Below are 24,630 nucleotides of genomic sequence, written 5' to 3' on the forward strand. Positions count from 1 at the left end.
GGCACGACCAGCGGCAGCAAAAGAGGGCAGAAGTGGACACGCTACGCCTGATGTTGTTTGGCCATCTGGCCGCAAGCCTGGGCCGGCCGCTGGCAGAGCGGCAGGTCAAGTTGCCGTATTCCTTGGGGGCACTGCTCGCCTTGCTGGTGCTCGCACGCGGCAAACTGGTCGCGCGCAGTGTGCTGGCGGCGCAGCTCTGGAGCGAGCGTGCCGGAGATGCCAGCGGTAGCCTGAATACGGCCCTGTGGCGTTTGCGCAAACTGGTGGAACCTGCGCCGATGCTGGCGGGGTCGGTGATCAAGTCCAACTCGCGCGGCGATGTCGGCTTCAATTTCGACGGGCCGTGCTGGGTGGATATCGACATCTTCGAAAGCCAGCTCGGCCGCCTGCTCAACAAACCGATCCACAAGCTGGATGTGGCCGAGATCGCTGAACTGAACGATGCGCTTGAACTCTACCGCGCCGACGTGCTGGCCAATTATCAGGAAGACTGGGCCTTGCGCGAGCGCGAGCGGATGCGGCGGTTGTACCTTGATGCGCTTGGCCGGCTGGTCGAATACGCCACCGTCCGCACCGAATACGCCTGCGGTATCCGCTATGCCCACCGTATTCTCGATGCCGATCCGCTGCGCGAGGATGTACACCGCGATCTGATGCGGCTGTATATGCAGAACGGCCAGCGTGCGCTGGCTTTGCGCCAGTTCGAAGCTTGTCGTGACTTGCTGCGGCACGAGCTGGCAATCCCGCCGATGGCGGAAACGATCCAGCTGTATCGCCGCATCGCTGATGAAACAGCCAACGCTGCCGTCAAGCCAGCGCCGCCTGCTGCGGTTCCGCCCTCCACGGACGTGGAACCCGCCTCGGATGCGTTTCCAACCGACGACCCGCTCGTGCTGCGTGCGCAGCTGCAGCAACAGCTGGTGCAGGTACGCGAATCGCTGCGCGTGGCAGAAGGCAGGATTGCGCAGAGTTTGCTGTTGCTGGAGAAGAAGGCCGGAAGCGCGCCTTTCTAGGTGCCAACCATGCCCTGTTGTAGGAGCGAGCTTGCTCGCGATGGCAATGGTGGATGACACGATGCAATCGCGAGCAAGCTCGCTCCTACAGAGGCAGCGGTGGTGTCACCCTTTGCCACACCTCACACCTCACACCTCACACCTCACACCTCACACCTCACACCTCACACCTCACACCTCACACCTCACACCTCACATTCCCCCAAGGCCAACGCGGAAACATCGTTGTAATTATCAATAAATAAGAATCAAATAATCTACAAATTGATTATTTTTTTGCGAAGCGTGTGTGGCTAAAGTACGTCCATCGATGTCGCATTGCAACACAACCGAACGACATCCTTCACGTGATGCCAAGTCAACGGCCAACCGCCTCTCATCTCGGCATCACGCGCTCTGACCACAAGACAGAAAGGATCATCATCATGAAAAAGCTTGCTACTGTTATCGCTACCGTTGGTTTCCTGGGCGCCATGGGCGCAGCTCAAGCCGGTGCGCTGGGTGAAAACTTCCAGCTGCAAAACGGCCAACACGCTGCAACGGCCAACTCGGTCAAAGCCACCACGACCCAAAATTCGTCGGAAGGCCTGGTCCAGTTCATCGGCAGCGCCGTGGTGCCGAACCGCTAAGGAAACGGCATCACGCCGCTTCACCAACGCACTTCCTCGCAAAAAAGGCCGACTCGTTCGGCCTTTTTTGTTGCTCGCTCGCTGTATTCCATACACGGCCACCCTCGGCCGCAACAGTATCCGGGCTACTTCCCCCGTCACTTCTCGCCCACATTCTCAGTAACTGTCGAATGCATACGTGATTCGACAGTGATGGCTGCCATTTTCTATCTGAAAACTTACATATGTGTGATGTTGTGGTGATCGTGATGTGAGCAGACTGTGACAGTGCCCGCACATACTTCCGTCAGACAAAGACTGAAAGTGGGGTGCCTGTCGGCACAGGTAACCCGGCAAGCGAGCTCGGGATGGCAAAGCGTCTGCAAGACCAAACGGCGGTGTTCATCGTGCGGATCTGGTGCGAGGAGCGCGAAATCGAAAATGCCGCCGGTGAATGGCGTGGCGTTGTCGAGCATGTGCGTTCCAATCAGCGCATGTTTTTCCGCACGCTGGAAGGTATGTCGGCCTTCATGCAGCCCTTTCTTGAGGAAGTCGGCATCGCGCCGCAGGACCGCTGGTGGGAAGGGGTGGAAGACAGCCTTTCGCTGCCGCCGGGCGAGCAGGTGGAGTGATCGCAAGTCATTGAATGAATGACTGTTGCCCAGCAGGAGATTGGCATGGCACTGATTCGCGCAAACCGGGAAACGGTTGATGACCGTTTCTCCATCGTCGGCTTCACCGTCCGCACCGGGCCCAATCCTCTGTTCGAGGTAGCGGTCGCCAGCGACCCGGAGCTGTTCAAGCCCGAAAACCGTGCCAAGCGCGGTCGCAACAATTTCTATTCCAGCCGGGCCGCCGGTGCGATGCGCGCCCGCCGTGGCGAGGCGGTCTATCTGATTCCGCCCGATGTGCTCACGCATTTCGTGGGGAACAAGCGGCTTTACTTCGGTTTGGCGACCTATGCGGAAGGCAATCGCGCCGAGCCGACCTCGGTACAGGCCCCCACCACCGGTAGTCCGTTCATCAATATCGCCGGGCTGACTGGCCGTGGCCTGCGGCGTTTGACATCGAGCCCGACCGACGTGTCGTCGAGTTACGGCGCAGCACGCGGTGAAGATTCCAGTCTGGCTTGGGGCGGTGATCGGGGTGGTGCCCAAGGCGGCAATGTCCCCACAACGGCGAGCCCCGATACACGTCGTGCAGCGGCAGATGGCCGGGCTGCGCAGAGCCCCGCCAATGGCGCAGTCAACGGCAGCTCCGCGGTCAACGGCCATACGGCGAGCAGCGCCGCGTCTCGTACCACACCGTCCGCGCCCGACGCGCACTACGACGATGGCTTCGATCATCGGCTCTGGCAACAAGCACCGCAGCAAGCACCGCAACAGTCACCAACCCAGCAAGCGCCAGCCCCGGCCCCGACCGCTTCGGCCCCGGCTGCGCCAACGGCAAGTTCGTCCGCACCTGGGCCGGCTCACGCGCAAAGCCTTGCCTATAACGGCAAGCCCACCGCCCGGCCGCTTGATCTGATCGTGCCGTCCAACCAGCCAACATTGTGGGATCAGCTCGGTTTCCTGCGCGATAGCTTGTCCTGGTTCTTCGGCGTCACCGACACCACCGTCTACCCGCAACACGCCATCTGCCAGATTCGCCGGCCGACGGCGGGCGGGGGGGATGAGCATGTCGGCACGGCGTTCTATGTTGGCCGCAATCGCTTGCTGACCGCCGCGCACGTGGTCGAGGGCGAAACCAATCTGATCGTCGTGCCCGGCCGCAACGACACCGCCGAGCCCTTCGGTCGCTATACCGTTGCCGCCAGCAGTTTCCGCATTCCGGCCAGCCGCAACACCGCCAACCACGATTTCGATATCGCCGTGCTGGACAACACGCCGCAGGCCGCGCCGAACGGTCGTTGGTTCGATTTGATGGAAGAGCTGCTCACCTCGCAGCCCAGCCCGATCATCGTTTGCGGCTATTCATCGCAATCGCGCCGCGTGCCGCAGATCAACAACCTGATCAACGAAAACAAGCAGCACCTGCATTCCGGCCGCATCCAGACCGTGCAGGACAACACCTTTTCCTACGATATCCAGACGCTGGCCGGGGCCAGTGGCGCGCCGGTGTACTACATCACCGACAACGGCGGCCAGCCGCAAATCCACCTCGTTGGCGTGCACGTCAGCGGCCTATCCGATACCGAAAACCAAGGCACGCGCCTGACTGAAGCCAAGATCGCCTGGATCGAAGGCCGCACCACCACGCTTGGGCTGGCAACGGCTCGTGCGCAAAGCATTCCGCTTGATCCCGGCGCGGGCGGCCAGTCGATCGGCGTAGCCGCGCTGCAGGCCGGCGACATCATCGTGTCCACCACCGACCACGCCACGTCGTACCTGATCCGTGGCGGCAGCATCTCGGCGGTTAGCCACGCCATGCTTTATATCGGTGACGGCAAGGTGGTCGAAGCAGTCGGGCAGGGCGTGATCGAGCATCCGCTGGCCGATGCGATCAGCGATGCCATCCTCGCCGTGGCCTTCCGCTATCCGAATCTGGACGATATGCATCGCCAAGCCGTCGTCAGCTATGCCCGCAGCCAGGTCGGCTTGCCCTACAACTACGCCGGCGCAGCCTATGCCGGTTACCGCATCTGGAACCCGATTACCCGCATTGGCGAATGGATCGGCCAGCGGCTGTCGGTTGCGCCGGAAAACGCCGGTTCGTTCTATTGCTCGCAACTGGTGCTGGAAGCTTATGCCCGTGCCGGCGTGGCCCTCACCACCGAAGCGCCGGATGTCAGCACGCCGGGCGATATCGTCCAGCTCACGCATAGCGTGCTGAGCTATGTCGGCCATCTGGTCGCCAGCGATTCGTCGTTCGCACTGGCGCTTGCTACCACCGATCCCATCCAACCCAGCCCCTACCGTCGGCGCATTCGCCACCCGGCCAGAGCATTGGATGACAGCTCGTTCCGTGTGTATTGGGGCGATGTGCCGTTCCAGCAGCAAAGCAGCACTGGCTCGTGCTGGGCGGCGGCGGCGGCCATGATCGTCGGTTGGCGCGACAGCACCTGCATCAGCGATCAGGACATTGCTGCCAAGGTGCCGGTGGTGGATGCCTACCTCAATGGCCTGTGGCCACAGGATCGGCATGTGCTGGCGGATGTGTGGAATCTGGTGGCCGAGCCGCCACAGTCGTACACGCTCGATGGCTTCCGGCAGTTGCTCGCCAACAGCGGCCCGCTGTGGGTCGCCACCCGCACCCGCTCCGGCGGCGGTCACATCCTGCTGGTCATCGGGATGGAAAGCGATGGCGCGGCGGATGGCTCCGATACCAATGTGCTGATCTATGATCCGTGGCCCGGCTCGGCGGGTCGCCAGCGCATGCGTTGGCTTGACTTCATCACCCGTTATGAAGGCCGTGCCACCAGCACAGGTGGCGTGATGCAACCCCAGATCCTGCACGCCGACGGCACGCAGGGCCGCCAGCAAGCGACGGCCGCACCATTCGGGCTGGTCTCGGCGCTGGGCACGCCGTTCTCGGTGTTCTGGAGCGATGTGCCGTACACGGCGCAGACCAGTGGTATGTCGTGCTGGGCGGCTTCGGCTTCGATGGTGGTGGGCTGGCGTGACCGGATTTCGATCAGTGATCAGGATATTGCCGCCAAGGTGCCGGCCATCGATGCCTACCGCAACGGCCTGTGGCCGCGTGACCGGCAACCGCTGGCGGATGTGTGGAACCTGATTCCCGAGCCGCCGCAAAGCTACACGCTGGATGGTTTCCGGCAATTGCTCGCCAGCAGCGGCCCGCTGTGGGTCGATTCGCAATTTCCACAAGGCGGGCACGTGGTCGTGGTGGTCGGGATCGAAAGCGGCGGGGCGGATGATGGTTCCGATACCACCGTCTACATCCATAACCCCGATCCCGGCTCTGGCCAGCGGGTGAAGATGTCGTGGCAGCAATTCGTGCAGTACTACGAAGGCCGCGTCAGTACCGAAGGCAGCACGCTCAGCGCGCAATTGCTCCATGCCAACGGTTTGGGCGGTCGCACGCCGGCCACGGTGGCACCGTTCGCGCTCACGCTATCGGCCAATCAGGCCAATACGCTGGACAAGACCCGGCATCAGCGCACCCGTCCCGCTCGTCCCCAGCAAACGCCACAATCGCCCCAGCATGGCGGGGCGCGGGTCAACGGTTTGACGGCAGCGGGCTTGACGGTGAGCGGCACGGATGCTGAAACGACGATTTCGCCGTCCCACGTGCCCGGCACGACCATGAGTGCGGTGACCGGCAGCGTTGGCAACTTGTCCTGGCGGCTGGAGCAGTTGCAGGGCTTCAAATCGCCAGCCGGCCAGCCGAGTGTCACCTCCGCCGCGCCGGATCACGCCGAAGTCCCGCTCGACGATTGGCCGCGCCTGTCCGATGGCCCGGTGCCGATCAAATTGGCAGTGCGCTGGCAGCACAACGGCAGCGCGCTCGGCAATGTCACGGTCGTGCGCACCGATCAGGCCGACAGCCTGCCGTACCAGCTGCAGGTGGAAGCCGCCATCGACGACGACACGCTGACCTATCCGCCGCAAGCCCCGCGCTATGCCGCGCTGAACGTGACCATCACCTACCGCTTCAGCAACCTGCCGGATGGCGCGGCGACTGCCGTCACGCAGCTCAAGCTGTATGGCAACGGCACGTTCGAACGCCACGGTTCCTGGCTGAAATAGCCAGCTTGAGCGGCCCGAATCATGAACCCGCGCCTCGTCCCGCCGCCACCACCCACCCAGGGTGGAGCGGCGACTGCGCAAGCCTTGAACGCCGTCGACATGCTGTCCCAGCGTCTGGGCGGCAGCCAGAGCGACGGCAGTAACAGCGCAGCTGCGCCAACGCCGAGCCCCGCAGCACCCGTACCCGCGCCGGCACCGACGCCAGCCACCACCACCTCGCCCAAGCAGCCGGCCACGGAAACCATCGCCCACCGCACTGGCGCAATGGTCAACGAGATCGATTTCCCCGGCTTTGTGGCCGGTCTGGTGCATGGCACTTTCGATGCCATCGTCGATGCCTCGATCCGGCAGATGGAAAGCTTCTCCGGCCTGGTGTCGGCGGTCGCCAAGACCGTCGACCAGTTCACCGAGGAAAACGTCACGCTCAATCAGGCGCGGGACTGGCTCACCAGCCACTATCCCGGCGACGTGCATCTGGTGCTGTCCAGCGACCCGGCCATCGGCCCGCAACTGGCTCCGGCGCGAGAAGGCTTGTCCCCGGCGTGGCTAGCGGACTTCGATCTCGAAGGGAACGAACTCACTACTGAGCTGTTGGAGAACCAGTTGCTGCCTATCGTGCGCAGCCGCACCGGTGCGGATCGCCAACAACTGCTGGCAACGATGGTGCTGCTCGGCATGAACCGCGTGGCGGTCAAGGATGGTTCGATTTCGGCCAAGGTGATGTTCCGCGCCAGTGCGGAGGATTCCGCCAAGGTGTCCTACGCCACCAGCAACGACCCGCAAGGCGTCGCCAATTGGGGCGAGCGGGGCAGCCTGTCTTATAGCGGCGGCGCCAGCACGATGGTGTCCACCCTGGGTGTGAACGCGCAGAACGATTCATCGATCAAGACCGATCTGCTGGGCGAAGTGAAGATCAATTTCGTCAGCGAAACCTTGCCGCTCGACCGCCTGATGGATCAAGCCAAGATCGCGCTGCTGCAACGCAATTCCCGCGTGGCGGAAACCGCCAACCGGGGTTTGAATGCGCCTGCCCCAGCCGCCGCGCCAGCACCACAAGCCGCATTGCCACCGGCCGCTGCGCCGGTCGCAACACCGACCGCCCCGGCCCCCGCCGCAGTACATGAAGGGAGGCCAGCCTGATGATCCGCGAACTCTCCGCCGTGCTGCTGGAAATGCACAACGCGCTGCAGTCGGAACTCAACCTGGCTCGCGACGCTGGCGTGCCGCTGTTGCTCGATAGCGTCGAGCTGACCTTGCCGATGCAATTCCAGAACGTGTTTGCCGATGGCCAATGCCTGCTGTGCGCCGACGTGCCGCGCACGCTCGATCCGGGGGGCTTTGATTTGCCGCTGGGGCGGATGCATGCGCGGTGGGAGCGGGTGGATGGGGAAGATGAGGATTCAACACCCAGCTTGGGCATTCCCCCCTTCCTCGAAGGGGGGGGAGGGGGGATTTCTGCGCCTTCTCAAGTTGCCACTGCATCTGAACTTGGCACTGTGTCGAAATCCCCCCCACCCCCCTTCACAAAGGGGGGAGTAACAACGTTCGCTCCAGCAAGGAGGCCCGGCCATGAGTAATGCCATCCCTCCACTGTTGCAGCAACAAGGCGTGCCGTTCGATGTCTTCATCCAGTCGCTGACCGATCAGCTCGACAAGGCGCAGGCGTCGATGGCGCTCAAGGCGCGGGTCGGCAAGTTGCCGCTCACCTTCGCGGTCAAGGAATTGACGCTCGATCTGAAGGCCTATGTGCAGATCGTCGATGACGACATCTATTTCCGCCCGGCAGCACCCGGTGATACCGATGCCAGCACCGTCAAATTCAGCCTCACCACCATCACCAAGCCGATGATCGAAGAGAACTCGGTCGATTTCGCCGCGCAGCAAAAGCACTTCGATGTCAGTCTCAAGGACGGGCTGGGCGACAGCATCAATGCCGATGAGCAACGCCGGCTGGAGCGCATGGGCGTGCAGACGATGTCGCAGCTCAATGATTTGCGCAGCCGCGCCGGCGATGACGTGATCGCCCGCATCACGCGCGTGCCGGTCAATCGCCTGCAAGCCGCATTGATGCGCGCCGCCGCGCCGCAGGTCATGCATGTCGAACCACACCTCAATGCGCCGAGCGGGGATGCGGCGATGGCGCCTGGCAATGGCCAACTCAATGGTTCATTGATGGGTTCCTCGGTGGGTCCAATGGTCTCTGCCAACCTTAACCCGCAATCCGTGCCGCCGAATTCGCCGCTGTTGCGTTTGCGTGGCCTCAATTTGCTGCGGGGCGGGCGGCCGCCGCAGGTGCAAGCCGCAGGCGGCAATGTGCCCGTGCTGGCCGCCAGCGACAGCGAATTGCTGATCTCGCCGCATGCCATGCAACTGGGCTGCGAAGCGGAGCTGACCTTTGATGACGGCGCACGCTGCACGGCGCAGTTGCCGCCGCCGGTCCCGCCGCCGATCATTCAGCCCTCGGCACAAAGTCGCCCGCAATCCCCGTCACAGGGGGCTCGCCATGTTTAGCGACTACGTGCCTTTTGACCCGATGCCCGAAGGCGGCCCGCACTTTGGCGGGCGGATGCGTCGCCGCCTGTTGCTGCGGCTGCCGCTGGGCGAAGTGCCGGATCATCTGCCGACGTTCTCTGACTGCCTGCGCCGCATGACCAGCTTTGCCGACACCATCGATGGCGGCGTGGTCGACCGGCTGATCCGCCACCATTGCGGCGGGGCGCGCACCTGCCGGCTGCACAGTGCCGCGCGTTATGCCGGCTCCCACCTGCGTGTGCCGATGCCCGCACGGGCTTACGACGATCTCGAAATGCTGAGCGGTGTAGCGCGGGTGTTGCGGCTGGAATTGCAATCGGATGACGGATTCGAGGCGCTGGTCGATGCGCTGCGCCAGCTCGCCAGCGTGGAAGACGTCTCGCCCAACTATCTCTGCACGCTGTCGCTGGAAGTGCCGCAAGCCGCACCAGACACCCTGCGTGACGATGCCGGCTGGAGCACGCGCCGCATGATCCGCACTGCGGAAGCGCTCGGCTACGAGCCGGGCGATGAGGGCGTCATTGTCGGGCTGCTCGATACCGGCGTGGCCCAGCAACATCGCGAACTGGCCGGCAAGCTGCGGCGCGGCTTCGATGCCGTTGCGCTCGATGCCAGCGCCGTTGGCGGCGATTTGCGCCTGATCGGCCCGCATCACCCGGACAACGAGCCGGACGATGATGTCGGCCACGGCACCGGCTGCGCCGGCATCATCGGCGCATTGGGCGACAGCATGCCGCCGGGGTTGGCCGGGCAGAGCACCTTGCTACCCGTGCGCGTGCTGGGCACGGCCGTTGGCAAGAACCACAAACCGGTCGGTATCGGCTCGATTGCCGATATCGATCGCGGCATGAAACGGCTGATCGATCTGGGCGCCAAGGTGATCAACATGAGTTTTGGCACGCCGGAATCGATGCTGGGTGAACACGACCCGCCGCCGCATACCGAAGTGGTCAATTACGGCTTGGCACGCGGCTGCATCCTGGTGGCGGCCAGCGGTAATTCCGGCGCGACGGAGCGCTTTTTCCCGGCCGCACACCCCGGTGTGATCGCTGTCGGTGCCGTCGATGCCGATGGCCGGTTGAGCCACTTCTCCACCCGTGGCGAGCACGTGGCGCTATGCGCACCGGGGGAGCGGATCGAGACCAGCGGGATCGTGGTCGTGGAGAGCGGCAACGCGGTTGGCGGCAGTCAAGACAGTGCACCGGTCTACCAATGGGCCACCGGCACCAGCTTTGCCGCGCCCTTTGTCACGGCGACGGCCGCGTTACTGGTGGCCCGCGCCGCTCGCCGCGCCTTGCCGCTCGACCCGGCTACCGCCCGCGATGTCCTCATCCGCTCGACCCGTCCCTTCGCGACTACCACCGATGGGGCCGGCAATGGCGTGCTCGATGCGCTGGCTGCGTTGCGTTTGCTCGATGACCAGCTCGATACGCTGCTGGATGAGGACGATGTGACGTGGGAAGACGTCGCGTCGCCAACGCCGGATGAGAAAGGAGGGCGGCCCAATGTTTGATTGCCGTGCCATCCGCAACCCCGTAGCCCGGACGACGCCGTCGGCCGGGGTTTGCGCCACCAATCACGCCGCTGTACCTGCTGATATCGCCGGAGGTTCGTCATGACCAACCCCAAAAAGAAACCGGGCGCAGACGCGGCAGAGAACACGCCGGCCAATGCCGATCCACCCTCCGCCGGGCCAGCGCCTCCAGCGGAACAGGTGCCCAGCGCGCCAGCCGCTGCAGCCAGTGCCACACCCGGCAGCAGCCAACCGAACGCCCCGCCCGGCGGGAAACCGCCGCCGGCAAGCCCGGCGGATCGCAGTAACAGCAATATGGAAACCCAAAGCGGTGGAGGGAATGGAATCATGGAAGCACCCAAACAAGTGTTGTTGTTCGTCGATCTGAGCCAGTCGGAATTTCTCGCCAGGGCGCGTTTGCGCGAGCGGCGGCAGCTGCTGGAGAACATTGCCACCCACCGCAAGGGCGGGTTGGGCAGCGATGAATCCGACGAATTGACGGAAAAGCGGTTGCTGCTGGGCAGCAATACCTCGGTCGATCCGTTCTTCCTCGCCATTGTGGACGGGCATGCCGGTTCGCAAGCCGAAGGCGAGAACGAAGCCAAGATGGTGCATGGCGTACTGCCGACTTCGCAGCCGCGCTGGTATCGCGAGCATCCGAACTGGAACGGCGAAATGATCCGGGTGCAAAACGGCCCCGATATCGCCGTGGCCGCGGCCGAGCTGGAACTGGTCGCGATTGCAGGCCTGATGGAGATGGACAACTTCCTTGACCCGGCCAACCCGCGCTTCGTGCAGCAGGTTTCGGTGGCACAGGGGGAGTATCGCGCCAATCGGGCCTTGTTCCAGCGGGTGTTCGAGCTGCTGGTGCTCAACAGCGTGCCGGTGACGCTGGATAGCCAGATCGCGCTCAAGCTGGTCGATCCGGCCGCGACGGATGCGTTGCACAACGCCAATATCACTGCCGATATGCTCAAAGCAGTGATTGCGCTCAGCGCCAAGCAACTGGGGGCGGTGGTGCGGCAGATCGCCGCCGATGGCATGACCGCCAACGACCGCCAGTTGCCGGATCGCGTGCGGGTGGCGCTGGAGAACGTCTCCGGCATGGACCAGGGCGCGCCGCCGTCGGCGATCGAAATCGATTTGCCCGATCTGGAAGCCCAGTCGGACGTCGAGATCGTCGAATCCAATCTGCATGCGGTGCAGGCGCTGTATTTCTCCTACATGCTCGAAGAGCTGCGGCTGTTCCAGACGGTGGAGAAACTGGTCGATCTGTTCCGTACCGGCATGCTGCCGATCGGCAAGGGCGGCGCGGGCGATTACCTCTACAGCTACCTGAAGCGTTCCAGCGAGCGGATGAACGAGAGCGAGCGGCGCGATCTGTATATGCGGGCCTTCGGTGCGCCCGGCGGCGATCCGAACACCAATATGCCCAATCGCGAGTTCAACGAGCTGTGGCTGCGTTTCGTCTCGGCCGTGTCGTCCTATGTGCGTCAGTTCACCGTCGACAACATGCTGCGCAGCCAGGCGCCCGGCATGGTCAGTCAGGAACAGGTACGCAAGGCCGGCCGCGATCTGGCCGCCAATCTGTCCTTGCACGGCTACGGCATCGCCTACTTCGCCGCCACCGAGCTGCAATCGACCATCCGCGAGTTCATCGGTGTGCTGTCGGATCAGGACATCAAGGGCTCGTTCGGCGCCCGCGATATGTGGCAGGTGGTCGAGCAAGTCTCTGCCAGCTACCTGGGCGGCCCGCGCAACAGCGTGCGTTACCGCACGCAGGCCCAGTCCGGCGCGGTGATCATCCGCTGGCTGGCCAAGAACGCCCGCAATCTGTCGTCCAGCTATGTGAACGACGTGATCGCCATCGACGTGCTGCGCAGCCCGCAGCTACGCAGCCTCGGCGGCGGCAAGGCGACGGTGGACCCGACCGATTGGGATCTCGTCAACGCTTGCGAGCAATGGCTGGCCGTGGGCGGCATCCAGGAGGCGCGCATCGACGAGTACTCGCAGCCGACCGAAGCGCCGAATACCACCTCGAAGCCGATTGCCTTGCCATCGGTCGCGCAGGATGTGCTCGATTCGGTGGGGATCAGTATTGGGGCGTAGAGGGCCGCAACGAGACCGTGAACAGGCTCTTAGTCCCCTCGCCCCCTTTAGGGGGAGAGGGTTAGGGAGAGGGGGCGGTTGATCAACCAGCCACCCTCACCCCCAGCCCCTTTCCCAAAAATGGGCGAGGGGAGAAAAGCAGGATCGGCGGCTCACAGGAGACTCAGCCATGCCAGACCTCTACAACACCCGACAGCCAATGGCGCGTCATGTCGAGCGCTCCATCACCAATGCCGCGCGCCATTTGCACGTGAGCAATCCGCTCAATTTCGTGGGCGACATGGTGAAGCGCACCTTCGCGCTGCCGGACGACGATTCGTCCTACGGCAACAACGCGCTCACGCCCGGCGCAGTGCCGTTCGAGCCGTCGTTCTCGGAGCAAGAGCCGAACGCGCTGCGTTTCACCATTGAACCGCTGGGGCCGCACGCGTCGCCGTCATCGCGCCGCGACGAAGCCACCCGCGAAATGCGGCGGCTGATCAACGGCGTCTTCGGGCGCGATGCCTTGCGCTGGTTCGATACCCGCAGCGAAGAATGGCGCGGCATGAATGGCCTGAGCTGGATGAACTACGGCGCGTGGTTCGGCAGCGCCTTCGATGAGGACGGCCTCTACGCCGCCAAGATTTACTACGAGCTGCTGCCGTCGCAAATCGATGCGCTGTCGCAAGGTACGGCGCGGATCACGCGTTTGGCCTGCGCGATCATGCCCAGCCTGATGCCGATCTTTACCTCGATTGGTTGCAAGCGCGAGGCCGGCAGCCAGCGCGTGACCTTTCTGCACCGGGGGCCGTTGTCGCTGACTGATCTCAGCCCGCTGATGAACCAGCTGGGCATCGGCCACCAGTTGCCAGGCCTGATGCGCGTGGTCGGGCTGGCGCTGGGCGGCCGCTTTGAATTGCCACATGGCACGGTGCTGCTTGGCCTGCGCGAGACGCACGAAGGGGTCGAGCTGAAACTGGAAATCCTGCTTGCAGCGCTACCGGACGTGCCGGATGGTTTTCTCGATCTGGTGCGACTTGGTTTGGCGGAACGGCCACGCCAACTGGGGGCGCTGGAGCGCTGGCTGGATGCGTTCGGGGTGGATGAGGCGGGCACGGAAGGGAATTTCTCGGTGCTCAGCATCCGCGTCACGCCGCGGACTTCGGCGCGGATCAGTTTGTATGTGCGGCCGCTGGAGTTCGAGATTGGCGGGCAGATTGAGGAAAGCCGGCAGATGGCTTGAGCGGGCAACGGCAAAACCGCAAATCCTGAACCACAGAGGGCACAGAGGTTCACAGAGAAAACCAACCTCAAATCACACGTAAGAACAAGGAGCGTGCGCAGAGAGCGGATGAAAAACGAGGTTTTCTGTAGGAGCGAGCTTGCTCGCGATGGGCGCGCATCAATTCACGATGCAATCGCGAGCAAGCTCGCTCCTACAGAAACCTTCTTGCTGGCCGCTTGGTTTTCATCTGTGTTCTCTGTGCCCTCTGTGGTTCGAGGTTTGGGTTTTGAAATTTCGGTTTTTGCTTGAGTAATGCCCCGCATCGCGCAAGGAAACACATCATGACCATGAATACCGCCGCCTCCCGCTATCCCGCGCCACCCGCACCAGCCCGGGCGCAGGCCGTCGCCGTCAGCCAGGAAACGCAGGATCAGGCCCGCATCAGCGTGCGCCAACTGCTGGAGCGCAGCCCGGCCTACGGCAGGCTCGATCACGGCACGCAACGGCAGCTGGCGCATGATCTGGTGAAAATCAGCAGCTATCTGGCCGAGCCGGAAGGGCAACGCCTCGCCCCAAGCCAGACCGCCCCGGCGGTGCGTGCGCTGGCCGAGAATGTCTCGATGCAAACCGATAGCAGCAATACCAACAGCGACGGCAAATTCGTGGCGCAGGGCGCACGTGAAGGGGCGGCGGTGGCTGGCGCGTTGCTGAACGCGATCAACTTCCCCGAGTTCGTGTCTGGCCTCATCAATGGCGTGTTCCACTCCATCGTCACCTCGTCGATCCAGCAGATGGAGGCCTACGCCAAGCTGGTGGCGGATGTCTCCAAGAGCCTGAACCAGTTCCGCGATGACAACGTGTCGGACAATCAGGGGCGTGATCATCTGGTCGATCAGTATCCCGATCTGTTCCAGATCACCGTCAACAACGACTTCGGCGGCGGCTTCGGCAGCGATTCCGGTGGTCCGCCACCGGGGCCGCGTTGCACCCTGCGCGATGGCGTGGACGAGCAAAGCGCGCTGAGCCGCGTCAATCAGATGCCCATCGATGGCGGCCCGCTGCGCAGTCTGGACGACGACACCGTCGAGCAAAAGCTGGTGCCGGCCGCCCGTACACAACTGGCCACCAGCCGCCAGCAATTGCTGGCAACGATGGTGATGATGGGCATCAACCGCATCGTGGTGACCGACGGCAAGATCTCCGCCAAGGTCATGTATGACTTCAAGGCGCAGGACAACATGAAGTTCCGCCAGAGCGCGCAGCGCTTCGATTACGGCGACCAGTACAGCACCACCAGCAGTGGCAACATGGAAAGCAATACCCAGGGCGCGCAAAGCTCCAGTTCGTCCGGCAGCGATGGCTCGTCGCAACAGAGCAATCGCGATGCGAGCTATTACTCGAAGGGCACCTACAACACCACCTCGCAGCCGGTGCTCAAGCTCGCCAGCGCCTCGCAGACCGATATCAATGCCGACCTGAGCACCAAGGCATCGCTGTCCGGCGTGGTGGAAGTCAATTTCAAGAGCGATTACCTGCCGCTGGACAAGATGGCCGACCCGGCCGCGATTGCCGCCATCCAGATGAACGCCCAGCCGGGCATGGCGAAAACGACTGCCGGTACGCGCGCGCCTGCGCCCGCAGCAACCCCGGCTGCCGCACCAGCACCCGTACCCGCGCCTGCCGCTACACCGGCCGCCCCGGCTGCGCACTGACGGAGGAACGGCATCATGCACAGCGCCACGCCCGGTTATGGGCGGTCTGATCCCCCATTCGGTCCCCCCTCTGATCCCCCGTCTGATCCGAAGGGGAGGAGGAGCGAGCACCTGCCTGACCACCGGCCGGCGTGGCTGGATGACGACACGCTCGCTGTCGTGCGGCCACAGGTGCGCAAGTTGCTGGAAGCCTCGCCGGGTTTTCAGGCGCTGGCCGATGAAAAGAAGCGCGATATCGCCCGGCAGATGGTCAATGTCGCCGCCTATATGGCGAACCCGGATGGCCTCGCCAAGCGCGAGCTGACGCCGGGCCAGAACGTGGTCGAGCAGCCCGGTGTGCTGGCCCGCCAACAGGATGCGGTGGACGATGCCAAGGCTGCCGCATCCAAGGAAGTCGGCAACTTTGCCGGCAAGGATTTCCAGGCCGGTGCGGTGCAGCAGGGTGTACAGCAGTTCGGCGAGCTGGTGCAGAAGGTGGACTTCCCGCTGTTCGTGGCCGGGTTGATCCATAACGTGTTCGAGGCCATCGTCAATTCGTCCATCAAGCAGATGGAGGCCTACGGCAAGTTACTGGCGAGCGTGTCGCAATCGGTGGCCGATTTTGCCCGCGACAATATTTCGCAAAACAATGCGCGGGATTGGCTGATGCAGAAATATCCGGATCAGCTCGGGCTGGATACCTCGTCGGCCGATAGCGGCGGCAGCAATGGCCAGCCTGCCACGCCACGCCTGACCGCCAGCGGTGACGATCCGTCGACCTTCCTCAAGACGCTGAGCACCGAGTTCGGCATGAGCAAGCCGGTGGATGATCTATCCGACCCGGAGCAGGAAGGGATGCTGGTGCAGGCGGCACAGGTGCAGATCGCCAAGAGCCGGCAGCAGTTGCTGGCATCGATGGTGATGCTGGGCATCAACCGCATCGTCGTGACTGACGGCATGATCCACGCCAAGGTGATCTTCGACCTGAAGGCGAGCGATCAGGCGCAACGGCAGGCGCGGGCATCGTTGTATGACCGCAATGCCAGCCGCAACGTCAATACCAGTGTGGCCGGTGGCGGTTGGGGCTTCTTCGGTGCAGCGACCGCCAACCAGAATGTGCAGGACCACGTGACGACGGTGCAGTCGTCGGTGGACGAAACATCCGAATCGAAGGCGGAAGTGAAAGCCAACCTGACCGGCGAGGTGCGGGTGAATTTCAAATCCGACTATCTGCCGATGGAAAAGATGGCGACGCCGCAGATGATCGCGTCGATCCAGGGCAATGCCACGCCGTACGATCCGAACAACCCGAACGCGCACAGGCCGGGTGCGGCACCTGCCGCTGCGCCAGCTGCAGCCGCCCCGGCACCGCAACCGGCTGCCGCGCATTGAAGGCGGGTCGCTATGGGCACGCAGATGCACCCCGACCACGACGACCGCATTGCCGCACGGCTGCATCGCGCCCTCGGCTTCGCGCAGTGGCGGCTTGGCTTGCGGCCCGCGCCGGCCGGTGCTCAGGCGCTGGATGCGCTCGACCCGGTGGATTTACCACCTGATGTCTCTGACCCGCAGCAGATCGCCTCGCTGGAAGCCGCCGGACCGTTGTATCTGGCGCGTGAACTCGAATCGGCTCAGCTTTTGCCGGCCGTGGAGCTGATTACCGGCTTGTTCACCGGCGGCACCATCAACCAGTCGCTCGGCAATGTCGGCCAGAAATTGCTCGGCTTCTGGCGCACCCGCCACCAGCGGCTTGGCCCGACCGAGCGGCAAACACTGTTCGCCCACGTATTCGAGGAGCCGGCGTTTACATCATTGATGCAGGCCCTGTGCACGCAAATGGCCAGCACGATGAACGCATGGCAGCCCCCCATCTGGCAGCCGCATGGCTATGGGCAGATTGGCGTCGGGCTGGCGGGGATTGGCGTATCGCAAGCGGCGCAGGCGGTGGCGGATTTTCTGGCGGGGCGGCTGGCCGGCATGGCGACCTACGCCGCCGGTGAATTGATACAGAACATCCGCGACGGGGTGGAAGTCCTGAAAGCGCCGGAAGTGCAGACTGCCTTCAACGTGCGCGGCATGTGGGCGCTGGTGGCCCTGGTGGCGAATCAGCGCGGGCTGGATGCCTCGCAAATCCATGCCCATGTCGAACGCGGGCAGGCAGGCCAGCTGATCCTGACCTGGTTGGCCCAGGCCGCCCACACCAACAACTACACGCTCGATCCGCACGATGCGCGGTCTCAGGCGGTGATCAATGCGGCGGCGACCTGGCTGGTGCAAGTGCCCGGTGATACTCAGGTCGGCAGCGCCCAGACCACGGTCACGACGAGCACCGCGCCCCCGCCCGCAGTGCCGGCCGTGCCGTCGATGGTGGGAAGCATCGGCGTATGAACGCGCCGCTGCAGCCGGCCGGCATCGCTGCAACGCCGCCGGGGTGGCTGCGTCAGGCGGTGCGCGATCATTTGCAGAGTACGAAAAGCTATCAGGACATGGCGGCGGACAAACGCCGTGAACTGGCGCATGCGATGGTGCGGGTGTCGCAAACGGCGGCGCAACTGATCGATGAAGAACGCCGGGCGAGTGAACATATCGAGGCGCAGCAACCCCGCAAGCCGCCCCAACCGCTGGCACGTGCGCAAGACGCGCCGGGCTTCGGCGCGGCGACCGATCGTTTGGCATCGACCACGCAAAGCGTGCTGAACGCGGTGTCGTTTCCGCGCTTCGTCACCGACCTCATCAATGGCGTCTTCCGCGCCATGCTCGATTCCACCTCGCAGCAGATGCAGATGTATGTGCAACTGCTGAACAACGTCTCCGCCTCGCTGGATGGTTTTTCCGGTACCCAGTTCAGTAACGACGGGGCGCGGCATTGGCTGGCGGATCACTTCCCGGATGCATTCCAGATCGACAACGCCGATTCCACCGACCCGGACAATCCGCCCGAACTGAATTTGCGCGACGGGGGGCGCATGCCGGATCAGGAGGCGCTGCGGACCGTATTCGGCATGGAGCCGACCGACACCATCGACGCTGGTAATCCGGAACAACTGGTGCCGCTGGCCCGCCGCCAGATGGCGCGGCAACGGCAGCAGATGCTCTCCACGATGGTGATGATGGGCATGCAGCGCATCGTGGTGGATAGCGGCAAGATCAACGCCGCCATGCACTTCCACATCGATACGCGCAGCGCAGCGCAGAACGATAGCAGCAACAGTTTCAATTTCCAGAACAAGGTGTCGGCCAGCGGCAGCTTCGGCGTCGGGCCGTGGGGGGCGAGCGCCTCGGTGGAAAACACCATCGGCTATGTCTCGACGCAGCGCTCGCAGAGCACCGAGGAGATGAACACCGATCTGGATCTGAGCTCGTCAGTGGAAATCAATTTCCGCAGCGATTACCTGCCGCTCAACCGCATGGCGGCACAGGCACAGGCTGACCGCATCCGCGCCAATACCATCAACCCGGATGCGGAAGCCGCAGCGTTGGCGACCGAGCGTCAGGCCCGGCATGCCTCGGACGTGCAGTCTGATACCGCGCGCCGGCAGACGCTCACCGATGCGAGCGCTGCGCCGCGGCCGTCGACGCCGCCACCACCGGCAGCAGGCGCGCCACGTCCAAGTCCTGCGACTACGGGCCCGACGCCGACACCAGCGGGTGGCCCCGCGCCAACGAGCGGACCACCGCCGACCGGCAGCCCAGCGTCAACCGGTGGCCCGACCCCGACGGGTAGCCCCTCAGCAACGCCCGCTCACTCGCCGACCAGCCCGTCGCCTACGCCATCAGCAACGCCTGCGCCAGTGACGGGGGCGCATTGAGCATTACCAAGTCACCCGTAAGCCGGGCACCAAGGCCAGCTGGCTATCCGCGCTGACCAGCGTGGCATCCAGTGTCATGGCCGTCGCGCCGATCAAGCGATCGGCCGGGTCGCCATGCGGGAACTGGCCCCCTTGTGCAAGGGCAGCAACGGCGGGTGAGATCGGCAAGACCTTTAGCTTGAGCGCATCGACCAGATCATCGAGGAATGCTTGAGTCGGAATCGGCAGCTGGATACGGCCTTTTTCGGTCAGCATGGCGATTTCCCACAGACTGATGTCGGCGCATCCCAGCGTGCCATTCGCTTTGCCAACCTCAATGGTTTGTGCGGCCACGGGGGTGAGCCGATCCGGTGCCAGTGCCCAGAACACCAAGGCATGGGTATCACAGATGATCATCGGTGCTGCCCCAGCCCGCATCGATAGGAGCAAGCAAATCGCCAACAACGGCTTTTGTGCGCAAGACGGCCAGCCGCTCTAGCGCAGCTTCCGAGTGATCCACTTCCGGCATCAGTCTGGCGACGACTTTGCCGTGAATGGTGATCTGCACTTCTTCTCCCGCCTGCACTTTGCCCAGATACAGCGGCAGGTGCTGGCGCAGTTGAGTCACATTGATTTGAAGCACGGTATTCACTTTCGATATGTACATAAATTATGTACATATTAGGGCGATTTTTTGTGAACGTAAATCGGCGTGCCCTGCTATCGTGAGCGGGCGTAAGCAAGAACGGCTGGCTATGCGTTAGTCAGAAGAGACCGTGGTGATTTGGAAAGATCGGTGGATCAGATGCCTTTGAAACGAATACTCGACCCGTTAATGCCGGTGTTGCTACTGGCCTGCCTGTGCGCTGCAGCCCCGGCAATGGCCGCCGAAAAACTACGCTTCGTGCTGGGACTGGCCGAGCCATTCTCGTTTGAGCCGGGCAAGCCACAGCCGGGTGTCTACACCGAGATCGTCAGCGCCTTGGCCCGGGAAAGCAAGCTGGATTTCGACATCCAGACCATGCCATTTGCCCGTGTACTGGCCGAGTTGCAGGCTGGTCGGGCCGATCTGGCCGTGATCGATGACTCGCCTATCCGTGAACCCATGCTGCGCGACTACCTGCGCCTGGTGCGGATCGGGCAGATGCAACTGAGCGTCTGGACTTATCGCACGCCGGCGCCGGATTCCTCTGAGGAGCTTGGCGGCAAGCGGATGGGACGTTTGCGCGGCACTTGCAAAGTGTTTGAAATCCCGGATGCAACGATCCGCTTTCAGGATCTCGACGATATCGGCAGTGGCTTGCGGATGTTGGCCGCCGGCCGTATCGACGAGCTGTGCGCCGTGCGAGAAGCCGTCCAGAGCGCGTTGCACGCCCAAGCCGATGTCGCCACCGGCGATTACCACAGTGGCCTGGAAGGGCCGGTGTTGCCGTTCCGACTGGTGCTGAACAAGCGCAACGCCGCGCTAGAGCCGCAATTGCGCCGGGCCTTGCTCAAATTGCGCGAGCGGGGCGAGATCGCTGCGATTTACCAGCGCTATGGCTTGTCACAGTCGGATGTCTCGCCCTGAGCGTGCAATTCAAGCCGCCAGCAGGGTTTTGCTAGATCACCACTCCGCCACGCTGCCATCCTTATGCCGCCATAGCGGATTCTTCCAGGCAATGGCCTGTTTGCTGCGCTCGATCACCAGTTCTTCATCAATCTCCACGCCTAACCCCGGCTTGGTGAACGGCTTGATGTAGCCGCCTTCCAGCTTGAAATCATCCTTGTTCTTCACGTAGTCCAATACCTCGCCGCCCTTGTTGTAATGGATGCCCATGCTTTGCTCCTGGATGAAGGCATTCCAACTGACGAAATCCACGTGCAGGCAGGACGCCAGCGCAATCGGGCCGAGCGGGCAGTGCGGGGCGAGGGCGACGTCGTAGGCTTCGGCCATTGCGGCGATCTTCAGGCATTCGGTAATGCCGCCGGCGTGAGATAGATCGGGTTGCAGGATCGCGAGTCCCCCGGCTTCCAGCACTCGCTTGAATTCAAAACGGGAATACATGCGCTCGCCAGCTGCGATCGGGATATGCGTTTGCGCGGCGAGCTTGGGGTAGTACTCGGCTTGCTCGGCCAGCACCGGTTCCTCGATGAAGAGGGGGCGGTAGGGTTCCAGCTCCTTAATCAGCACTTTCGCCATCGGCGCGGAAACACGACCATGAAAATCGAGGCCGAACTCGATTTTGTTGCCGAAGGCACTGCGGATTTCCGCCACCTTGGCGACGGCCGCATCGACGGCGCGGCTGTTGTCAATGATGGCCATTTCTTCGCAGCCATTCATCTTGAAGGTGTCGAAGCCGACGTCCACCCGAGCCTGGATATCGCGAATGATATCGGCCGGCCGGTCGCCACCAACCCAGCTGTAGGTCTTCACTTTGTCCCGCACCAAGCCGCCCAGCAGTTCATACACCGGCACGCCTAGCGTCTTGCCCTTGATATCCCACAATGCTTGATCGATGCCGGCAATGGCGCTCATCAGGATGCCGCCGCCACGATAGAAACCGGCGCGGTACAGCACTTGCCACAAGTCGTTGATACGGCGTGGGTCTTGGCCGATCAGGTAATCGCTCATTTCATGCACGGCGGCTTCGACCGTGCTGGCGCGGCCTTCCAGCACCGGTTCGCCCCAGCCGACGATGCCTTCGTCGGTTTCAATCTTGAGGAACAGCCAGCGCGGCGGTACGCGCCAGGTGGTGAGCTTGGTGATTTTCATCGGGTGGCTTCCCTGTAGGCCTGTACAAAGGCTTGTGCTTGTTGACGGGTACGTTCGACCGGTTGCCCGGCCTTGTAGAGATCATTGCCAAGCCCTGCGCCGATGCAGCCGGCAGCAAGGTACTCGTGCAGATTGGCCGGCGTAATGCCGCCGACGGCGAACACAGGCAGCTCTGACGGCAGGACCGCCTTGAGGGCGCGGATATACGCCGGGCCGAGCACGCCACCGGGAAATATCTTGATCGCCTGCGCACCGGCCTTGATCGCGGCGAAGGCTTCGCTGGCGGTCATGCAGCCGATGCAAGTGGTCTGGCCGAGTTCGACTGCGCGGTGGATCACATCTGGGTCGGTATTGGGTGTGACGACCAGCTTGCTGCCCAGCGCTGCAAGCACTTCGACCTGAACTGGATCGAGTACTGTCCCCGCGCCGATCAGCGCTTTCTTGCCGAATTCGTGCACCGCCAGCGCGATGCTCTTTTCCCAGTCTGGCGAATTGAGCGGGATTTCGATCGCGTCGAAACCGGCATCGATCAAGGCGCGAAGATGCGGGACGACTTCATCCGGCGTGATGCCGCGCAGGATGGCGATCAGGGGGAGTTGGGTGGGCCATTTCATTTGCTAGCCTTTGCCTGGGTTGAGTGGGGCGGTGTATTTCTCCCTTCGCCCATTTATGGGAGAGGGGCCGGGGGAGAGGGCAGTATTTAAGGGCAATGTTCTTTTCGACACCCTCTCCCTAACCCTCTCCCATAAATGGGCGAGGGGACTAAAACCGAACAGTGGCGTGGAAGCAGCGCTGCAAATTCCGGCAGCTGGAACAGTTCACAAAATCCAGCGCAGCGGTTCTGGCTAGGCGCGCGGTCGCAGGCAGTACAAACGGGTACGACAAGACCGCGCAACAACGCCAGAAGGGTTTTGTGAGCTGTTCCTTACTCGTGGTACAGCTGCGAGCGTCCCCCATCAATCAGGATGTCCGTCGCATTGATAAACCTTGCCTCATCGCTCGCCAGAAACAGGGCGGTATAAGCCACTTCCTCCGGTTCGCCGATGCGTTTGCAGGGCAATAGATCCATTTGGCGCTGCTTTTCTTCTGCGGTGAGCGTCGCCAGCCAATCCTCTGCCAGCGGCGTGAGAATCAGGCCGGGCGAAATCGAATTCACGCGGAGGCCTTGGGCGGCGTATTGAATACCAAGTGCGCGTGTCAGTCCGATCAGGCCATGCTTGGCGACCGGGTAGGGAAAGGCGTTCGGGATGATCTTGTGGCCGTGTACCGACGCGATGTTGACGATGCTGCCAGCGCCATTCGCCAGCATGCTGGGCAGCACGGCTTGGCAGCAATGCCATGCGTCTTTCAGGTCGACGGCGAAGCAGCGTTCCCATTCATCGTCGGTGAGCAATAGCGGGTCATTGAAGACGTTGATGCCGGCGTTGTTCACCAGCACATCCAGCTTGCCGAAGCGGTCGATGGTCTGGTCGACCATCTGCTGTACGGCGGCGCGGTCGGCGATATCGGCTTCGACGATCAGCACGTTATCCACACCGATTTCATCCCGCAGTGCTTCGGCGCGGGCATCGCGGCGGCGGACGTTGATCGCGACTTTCGCGCCTTGCGCGGCGAACAGCTTGGCGGTGGCGGCACCGATGCCTTGTGCGGCCCCGGTAATGAGGGCGACTTTATTGGCCAGTCTCATGCTTGCTCCTGAGCCGCTGTTTTCAGCATGGCTGCGCAACCGTGATCGCGAGTAGGGCAGTACTCGGAATCCTCATGTACCTCAGTACATTCCGGTTCCTGCGTGCTGTCCTCCCCACGCTGACGGCTGCTCGCCGATGCTGAAAACAACGTCTGATGCACGGTGAAGTGAAAACGTCGGCTGAGCGTCTGGCCGGTTGCCAATACGGTCAGCCCGTTGGTGGCCGCACCGCCCGGCAGGTTATGCGCGTTGACCGGGTGATCCACCGGCTCGAAGCAGAAGAAGTCCTGTCGAGTCGGGGTGAAGAGCACGTAATAGCCGGGGTCGGCGTTGATGTTCAGTTGCAGCCCTTGGGCCGGCCAGCGGATTTCAGCGCGACCGGGCCAGCCACCGAAGGCGTGATTGATTTCCGCATCCAGTGAGTGGGCTTCGTCGAAGTTCCAGGCTGCGGTGGGCGTGGTCAGTTGCGTCGGCAGGCAATCCGGGCCGGCTTGCCATAAGGTGGCGGCTGGCGCTTGCAGCTGTACATCGTCAGTGCGCGGCAGGAACGGATGCAGGCCGAGGCCGAACGGGAGCGGTTGGCCAAGGTTGCGCACTGACAAGGTGACCGAGAGCCGGTTGCCCGAGAGCTGATAGCGCAGCCACGCCTCGTAGCAGAAAGGATCGGTCGCGTTGTGCTGCAAATAGAGCTCGATGCTGCCCGTCTCGGCCGCCAGCACTTCCCACTCCGACAGCCAGCCGTGACCGTGGATCGGGTAGGGCTCATCTGGCCGAGTTTGCGGGGCATTGAAGGTTGCACCGCCGAAATCGAAACGGCCATGACCGATGCGGTTCGACCAAGGCACCAGTGGATAGCAGGCTAGTGTGTTCGGTTCACTCGGGTCTGCGTCGGTATTGCGTGGACGAAAGACCGGCAGCGTCGCCGCGCCTGAAACCCAGTCAAAACGGGCGATTCCCCCGCCCAGTTCCGGCAGGATTTCCACGTGCAGCAATCCGTTATCAAGCACCAACGTTTGCATGG

Annotated in this window: 20 protein-coding genes, 1 other RNA gene and 1 pseudogene; 16 read left to right on the forward strand and 6 right to left on the reverse strand. The window is 63.0% G+C overall.

Going from position 1 to position 24,630, the window contains the following annotated elements:
• Positions 1-32: 32 nt before the first annotated feature.
• From BR41_RS00990 to BR41_RS01055, 14 genes are all read left to right on the forward strand, one after another.
• Positions 33-1,013 (forward strand): AfsR/SARP family transcriptional regulator, encoded by a 981-nt coding sequence (locus tag BR41_RS00990; protein ID WP_156970496.1) that lies wholly within the window; start codon positions 33-35, stop codon positions 1,011-1,013.
• 425 nt (positions 1,014-1,438) lie between these two features.
• On the forward strand, positions 1,439-1,642 hold the full coding sequence (locus BR41_RS00995) for a hypothetical protein (protein WP_035051720.1): 204 nt from the start codon (positions 1,439-1,441) through the stop codon (positions 1,640-1,642).
• 347 nt (positions 1,643-1,989) lie between these two features.
• Positions 1,990-2,253 carry a hypothetical protein gene (locus BR41_RS01000; protein WP_035051723.1) on the forward strand — a complete coding sequence of 88 codons (264 nt, stop codon included), beginning with the start codon at positions 1,990-1,992 and terminating at the stop codon, positions 2,251-2,253.
• A gap of 45 nt (positions 2,254-2,298) precedes the next feature.
• A complete protein-coding gene (locus BR41_RS01005) occupies positions 2,299-6,330 on the forward strand; it encodes a papain-like cysteine protease family protein (RefSeq protein WP_169741226.1) in 4,032 nt (1,343 codons plus the stop codon).
• A gap of 21 nt (positions 6,331-6,351) precedes the next feature.
• Positions 6,352-7,470: a hypothetical protein gene (locus BR41_RS01010; protein WP_156970497.1), complete on the forward strand. Its 1,119-nt coding sequence runs from the start codon at positions 6,352-6,354 to the stop codon at positions 7,468-7,470.
• A complete protein-coding gene (locus tag BR41_RS01015; protein ID WP_035051729.1) occupies positions 7,470-7,907 on the forward strand; it encodes a hypothetical protein in 438 nt (145 codons plus the stop codon). Before BR41_RS01010 ends, BR41_RS01015 begins: the two co-directional genes overlap by 1 nt.
• The gene (locus BR41_RS01020) at positions 7,900-8,841 is read left to right on the forward strand and encodes a hypothetical protein (RefSeq protein ID WP_084186748.1); all 942 of its coding nucleotides are present in this window, start codon (positions 7,900-7,902) and stop codon (positions 8,839-8,841) included. Before BR41_RS01015 ends, BR41_RS01020 begins: the two co-directional genes overlap by 8 nt.
• Positions 8,834-10,375 carry a S8 family peptidase gene (locus BR41_RS01025; RefSeq protein WP_245615774.1) on the forward strand — a complete coding sequence of 514 codons (1,542 nt, stop codon included), beginning with the start codon at positions 8,834-8,836 and terminating at the stop codon, positions 10,373-10,375. Before BR41_RS01020 ends, BR41_RS01025 begins: the two co-directional genes overlap by 8 nt.
• Before the next feature lie 102 nt (positions 10,376-10,477).
• Positions 10,478-12,484 (forward strand): hypothetical protein, encoded by a 2,007-nt coding sequence (locus tag BR41_RS22530; protein WP_051709706.1) that lies wholly within the window; start codon positions 10,478-10,480, stop codon positions 12,482-12,484.
• Between the two features lie 169 nt (positions 12,485-12,653).
• A complete protein-coding gene (locus tag BR41_RS01035; protein ID WP_035051730.1) occupies positions 12,654-13,706 on the forward strand; it encodes a hypothetical protein in 1,053 nt (350 codons plus the stop codon).
• Positions 13,707-14,029: 323 nt separating this feature from the next.
• Complete coding sequence (locus tag BR41_RS01040) at positions 14,030-15,400, forward strand: hypothetical protein (protein ID WP_211251624.1); 1,371 nt, start codon at positions 14,030-14,032, stop codon at positions 15,398-15,400.
• Positions 15,401-15,415: 15 nt separating this feature from the next.
• Complete coding sequence (locus BR41_RS01045; RefSeq protein ID WP_211251625.1) at positions 15,416-16,771, forward strand: hypothetical protein; 1,356 nt, start codon at positions 15,416-15,418, stop codon at positions 16,769-16,771.
• Between the two features lie 12 nt (positions 16,772-16,783).
• Positions 16,784-17,767, forward strand: coding sequence for a hypothetical protein (locus BR41_RS01050; protein WP_051709708.1), 984 nt, complete (start codon positions 16,784-16,786; stop codon positions 17,765-17,767).
• Entirely contained in the window at positions 17,764-19,188 is a 1,425-nt protein-coding gene (locus BR41_RS01055) for a hypothetical protein (RefSeq protein ID WP_035051736.1), read from the forward strand. The genes BR41_RS01050 and BR41_RS01055 overlap by 4 nt, the downstream gene beginning before the upstream one ends.
• 3 nt (positions 19,189-19,191) lie before the next feature.
• On the opposite strand, the gene BR41_RS01060 is transcribed toward BR41_RS01055, so the two are convergent.
• Together BR41_RS01060 and BR41_RS01065 are read right to left on the reverse strand one after the other, a co-directional pair.
• Positions 19,192-19,584, reverse strand: a complete 393-nt coding sequence (locus BR41_RS01060; protein ID WP_035051738.1) for a type II toxin-antitoxin system VapC family toxin — start codon at positions 19,582-19,584, stop codon at positions 19,192-19,194.
• Positions 19,571-19,810, reverse strand: coding sequence for a type II toxin-antitoxin system Phd/YefM family antitoxin (locus BR41_RS01065; RefSeq protein WP_035052411.1), 240 nt, complete (start codon positions 19,808-19,810; stop codon positions 19,571-19,573). The genes BR41_RS01060 and BR41_RS01065 overlap by 14 nt, the downstream gene beginning before the upstream one ends.
• Before the next feature lie 162 nt (positions 19,811-19,972).
• Here BR41_RS01065 and BR41_RS01070 point away from each other — a divergent pair, with 162 nt between their 5' ends.
• A complete protein-coding gene (locus tag BR41_RS01070; protein WP_156970498.1) occupies positions 19,973-20,737 on the forward strand; it encodes a substrate-binding periplasmic protein in 765 nt (254 codons plus the stop codon).
• Between the two features lie 36 nt (positions 20,738-20,773).
• On the opposite strand, the gene dgoD is transcribed toward BR41_RS01070, so the two are convergent.
• The 3 genes from dgoD to BR41_RS01085 form a co-directional block, all read right to left on the reverse strand.
• Positions 20,774-21,922: a galactonate dehydratase gene (gene dgoD / locus BR41_RS01075; RefSeq protein ID WP_035051742.1), complete on the reverse strand. Its 1,149-nt coding sequence runs from the start codon at positions 21,920-21,922 to the stop codon at positions 20,774-20,776.
• Positions 21,919-22,536 carry a 2-dehydro-3-deoxy-6-phosphogalactonate aldolase gene (locus BR41_RS01080; protein ID WP_035051745.1) on the reverse strand — a complete coding sequence of 206 codons (618 nt, stop codon included), beginning with the start codon at positions 22,534-22,536 and terminating at the stop codon, positions 21,919-21,921. The genes dgoD and BR41_RS01080 overlap by 4 nt, the downstream gene beginning before the upstream one ends.
• Positions 22,537-22,847: 311 nt before the next feature.
• Entirely contained in the window at positions 22,848-23,609 is a 762-nt protein-coding gene (locus BR41_RS01085) for an SDR family oxidoreductase (protein ID WP_035051747.1), read from the reverse strand.
• A gap of 74 nt (positions 23,610-23,683) precedes the next feature.
• Between BR41_RS01085 and BR41_RS23410 the strand changes: the two genes are divergently transcribed.
• A non-coding RNA gene (locus BR41_RS23410) (sX9 sRNA) lies at positions 23,684-23,757 on the forward strand.
• A gap of 79 nt (positions 23,758-23,836) precedes the next feature.
• Here the strand turns inward: BR41_RS23410 and BR41_RS25515 are convergent.
• A pseudogene (locus BR41_RS25515) lies at positions 23,837-24,628 on the reverse strand (aldose 1-epimerase); the annotation flags it as partial.
• Between the last annotated feature and the right edge of the window lie 2 nt (positions 24,629-24,630).

It is taken from the genome of Andreprevotia chitinilytica DSM 18519, from assembly GCF_000711875.1.
Taxonomy (GTDB): Bacteria; Pseudomonadota; Gammaproteobacteria; order Burkholderiales; family Chitinibacteraceae; genus Andreprevotia; species Andreprevotia chitinilytica.

Excerpts from the sequence above, each read along its gene's own strand:
- BR41_RS00995 (WP_035051720.1), top strand. The coding sequence starts at position 1,439 with ATGAAAAAGCTTGCTACTGTTATCGCTACCGTTGGTTTCCTGGGCGCC.
- BR41_RS01000 (WP_035051723.1), top strand. The coding sequence starts at position 1,990 with ATGGCAAAGCGTCTGCAAGACCAAACGGCGGTGTTCATCGTGCGGATC.
- BR41_RS01005 (WP_169741226.1), top strand. The coding sequence starts at position 2,299 with ATGGCACTGATTCGCGCAAACCGGGAAACGGTTGATGACCGTTTCTCC.
- BR41_RS01010 (WP_156970497.1), top strand. The coding sequence starts at position 6,352 with ATGAACCCGCGCCTCGTCCCGCCGCCACCACCCACCCAGGGTGGAGCG.
- BR41_RS01015 (WP_035051729.1), top strand. The coding sequence starts at position 7,470 with ATGATCCGCGAACTCTCCGCCGTGCTGCTGGAAATGCACAACGCGCTG.
- BR41_RS01020 (WP_084186748.1), top strand. The coding sequence starts at position 7,900 with ATGAGTAATGCCATCCCTCCACTGTTGCAGCAACAAGGCGTGCCGTTC.
- BR41_RS01025 (WP_245615774.1), top strand. The coding sequence starts at position 8,834 with ATGTTTAGCGACTACGTGCCTTTTGACCCGATGCCCGAAGGCGGCCCG.
- BR41_RS22530 (WP_051709706.1), top strand. The coding sequence starts at position 10,478 with ATGACCAACCCCAAAAAGAAACCGGGCGCAGACGCGGCAGAGAACACG.
- BR41_RS01035 (WP_035051730.1), top strand. The coding sequence starts at position 12,654 with ATGCCAGACCTCTACAACACCCGACAGCCAATGGCGCGTCATGTCGAG.
- BR41_RS01040 (WP_211251624.1), top strand. The coding sequence starts at position 14,030 with ATGACCATGAATACCGCCGCCTCCCGCTATCCCGCGCCACCCGCACCA.
- BR41_RS01045 (WP_211251625.1), top strand. The coding sequence starts at position 15,416 with ATGCACAGCGCCACGCCCGGTTATGGGCGGTCTGATCCCCCATTCGGT.
- BR41_RS01050 (WP_051709708.1), top strand. The coding sequence starts at position 16,784 with ATGGGCACGCAGATGCACCCCGACCACGACGACCGCATTGCCGCACGG.
- BR41_RS01055 (WP_035051736.1), top strand. The coding sequence starts at position 17,764 with ATGAACGCGCCGCTGCAGCCGGCCGGCATCGCTGCAACGCCGCCGGGG.
- BR41_RS01060 (WP_035051738.1), bottom strand. The coding sequence starts at position 19,584 with ATGATCATCTGTGATACCCATGCCTTGGTGTTCTGGGCACTGGCACCG.
- BR41_RS01070 (WP_156970498.1), top strand. The coding sequence starts at position 19,973 with ATGCCTTTGAAACGAATACTCGACCCGTTAATGCCGGTGTTGCTACTG.
- dgoD (WP_035051742.1), bottom strand. The coding sequence starts at position 21,922 with ATGAAAATCACCAAGCTCACCACCTGGCGCGTACCGCCGCGCTGGCTG.
- BR41_RS01080 (WP_035051745.1), bottom strand. The coding sequence starts at position 22,536 with ATGAAATGGCCCACCCAACTCCCCCTGATCGCCATCCTGCGCGGCATC.
- BR41_RS01085 (WP_035051747.1), bottom strand. The coding sequence starts at position 23,609 with ATGAGACTGGCCAATAAAGTCGCCCTCATTACCGGGGCCGCACAAGGC.